Source organism: Bradyrhizobium sp., assembly GCF_036009065.1.
In the GTDB taxonomy this organism is placed as follows: Bacteria; Pseudomonadota; Alphaproteobacteria; order Rhizobiales; family Xanthobacteraceae; genus Bradyrhizobium.
Window position 1 is genome coordinate 1 of sequence record NZ_DASYMN010000227.1, and the last position, 2,474, is coordinate 2,474.

General features: G+C 65.0%; 2 protein-coding genes and 1 other RNA gene. All 3 read left to right on the plus strand.

The features are described from left to right. Nucleotides 1–13 precede the first annotated feature (13 nt). The 3 genes from ffs to VGP39_RS13880 all read left to right on the plus strand — a co-directional run bounded on the left by ffs (nucleotide 14) and on the right by VGP39_RS13880 (nucleotide 2,420). Nucleotides 14–110: signal recognition particle sRNA small type (gene ffs, locus VGP39_RS13870), an RNA gene on the plus strand. A gap of 105 nt (nucleotides 111–215) precedes the next feature. Further along, nucleotides 216–2,063 (plus strand): DNA polymerase III subunit gamma/tau, encoded by a 1,848-nt coding sequence (locus VGP39_RS13875; protein ID WP_327568675.1) that lies wholly within the window; start codon nucleotides 216–218, stop codon nucleotides 2,061–2,063. A 36-nt stretch (nucleotides 2,064–2,099) separates the two neighbouring features. Continuing rightward, complete coding sequence (locus VGP39_RS13880; RefSeq protein WP_327568676.1) at nucleotides 2,100–2,420, plus strand: YbaB/EbfC family nucleoid-associated protein; 321 nt, start codon at nucleotides 2,100–2,102, stop codon at nucleotides 2,418–2,420. The last annotated feature ends 54 nt before the right edge of the window (nucleotides 2,421–2,474 follow it).

The following is a 2,474-nucleotide window of genomic DNA, read 5'->3' on the forward strand; positions in this document are numbered from 1 at the left end:
CAAATAAGGGCCGGGAGATTGGCGGTGGACGAGCCACTCGCCAACCGGGTCAGGTCCGGAAGGAAGCAGCCCTAACGAGGTCCGGATCGGGTCGCTCGTCAGTCTCCTACCTGTTTTTTCGGGCGAATCGCGCAAAACGGAACGTGGTTTTGCGCTTGGATTCGCTCCGAGTTCCGCAAGCCGGCTTCGAGAGACAATCATTTGCGGATCGATCGATGACCGACGCTGGCATTCCCGTAGCACCCTCAGCCGACCAGGACGCCCATCAGGGCGGCTTCGATCTCGGCGCCAACCAGACGCCGCCCAGCCCCGGCGCGCATTACCGCGTGCTGGCGCGCAAATACCGCCCCGCCAGCTTCGACGACCTGATCGGCCAGGAAGCCGTGGTCCGCACCGTCTCCAATGCGTTCGAGACCGGGCGCATTCCGCAGGCGTGGATCCTGACCGGCGTGCGCGGGGTCGGCAAGACCACCACGGCGCGGATTCTCGCCCGCGCGCTGAACTACGAACTGCCGGACGGCTCGATCAAGAGCCCGACCATCCACATGCCAACGCTCGGCGTGCACTGCCAGGCGATCATGGAAAGCCGGCACATGGACGTGCTGGAAATGGACGCCGCGTCGCACACCGGCGTCGATGACGTGCGCCAGATCAACGACAGCGTGCGCTACGCGCCCGCCAGCGCCCGCTACAAGGTCTACATCATCGACGAAGTCCACATGCTCTCGACCGCGGCCTTCAACGCCTTCCTGAAGACGCTGGAAGAGCCGCCCGAGCACGCCAAATTCGTGTTCGCCACCACCGAAATCCGAAAAGTGCCGGTGACGGTGCTGTCGCGCTGCCAGCGCTTTGACCTGCGCCGGGTCGACGCCGACGTGCTGATGGCGCACCTCGCCAACATCGCCAAAAAGGAAAACGTCGAGGCGGAGCCAGAGGCGCTCGGCATCATCGCCCGCGCCGCGGAAGGCTCGGTGCGCGATTCGCTCTCGCTGTTCGATCAGGCGATCGCGCATGCCGCAGGCGTGGTGCGCGCCGATGCGGTGCGGCAGATGCTCGGGCTTGCCGACCGCACAAGGGTGATCGACCTGTTCGATTCATTGGCGCGTGGCGACATCGCCAGCGCGTTTACGGAATTTCGCGAGCAATACGATACCGGCGCCGATCCGATCGTGGTGCTCAGCGACCTCGCCGAATTCGTCAATTTCGTCACTCGCGTAAAGATCGTGCCGGCGACCGCGGACAATGTTGCGTTCGGCGAGACCGAGCGCCTGCGCGCCCGCGATTTCGCCGCAAAACTGTCGATGCGGGTGCTGTCGCGGATGTGGCAGATGCTGCTCAAGGGCATCGCCGAGGTGCAGGCCGCCACAAGGCCCGCGGCGGCCGCCGAAATGGTGCTGGTGCGGATCGCCTATGTCGCCGACCTGCCGACGCCGGACGAGGCGATCAGGATGCTCGAGCAGAACGGCGGCGCTTCGCCGGTGATCGGCAGCACTGCTCCACGCAGCGCGGCGGCCGCGCCATCGTCATCCATGCAATCCCAGCCGCGCGCATCATCCGCCCCGCGCGGCAGCGCCGAGGCCTCGGCTCGTCCGCAGATGAGCGAGCCGATGGCGGAAGCGCACGCGGCGCCGGCGCTGAAATTGAACAGCTTTGCCGAACTGATCGCGCTCGCCGCGGAAAAGCGCGATCTGATGACCAAGGCGGCGCTCGAGGCCGATATCCGCCTTGTCAGAATGGAAGACGGCCGGCTTGAAGTCGCGCTGGAACACAGCGCGGCACGTACGCTGGTCAACGAACTGTCGCGAAAACTGGAGCAATGGACCGGCCGGCGCTGGACCGTGATCGTTTCCAATGAGCTGGGGCAGCCGACGCTGCGCTCACAGGCGCTGTTGCAGCAGAACCAGCGCGAGCGCGCCGCAGAATCCGATCCGCGGGTGAAGGAAGTGCTGGCGAGGTTCCCCGGCGCGAAAGTGGTCGAGGTGCGAAGACTTGCCCCCGAGCCGCCGGAATCCGATGCCAACGGTGAAGACCCCGCCGAGTTTTCAGACAGCGACGACCAATAACCATCAAAGGAACGATGACCTTCAAAGGAAAATTTCATGGCTGATTTTCTCGGCATGATGAAACAGGCAGCGCAGCTGCAATCGAAGATGCAGGCGATGCAGGAAGAGCTCGACCGCGTCGAGGTCGAGGGCATGTCGGGCGGCGGCCTCGTCACCGTGCGCATGACCGCGAAGATGGAAGTGAAGGCGGTCAAGATCGACCCCTCGCTGATCAAGCCGGAGGAGCGCGAAATCCTCGAGGACCTGCTGGTCACCGCGCTGGGCGACGCGCGCCGCAAGGCGGAAGCCGCGATGCAGGAGAAGATGCAGGCGCTGACCGGCGGCCTGCAATTGCCGCCGGGGCTGGGTCTCGGCTAGCAAACATGCCCACTGCCGTCGCCGGTCCCGAAATCGAACGCCTGATCCAGTTGC

Coding starts and splice junctions, on each gene's coding strand:
- VGP39_RS13875 (WP_327568675.1), top strand. CDS start 216: ATGACCGACGCTGGCATTCCCGTAGCACCCTCAGCCGACCAGGACGCC.
- VGP39_RS13880 (WP_327568676.1), top strand. CDS start 2,100: ATGGCTGATTTTCTCGGCATGATGAAACAGGCAGCGCAGCTGCAATCG.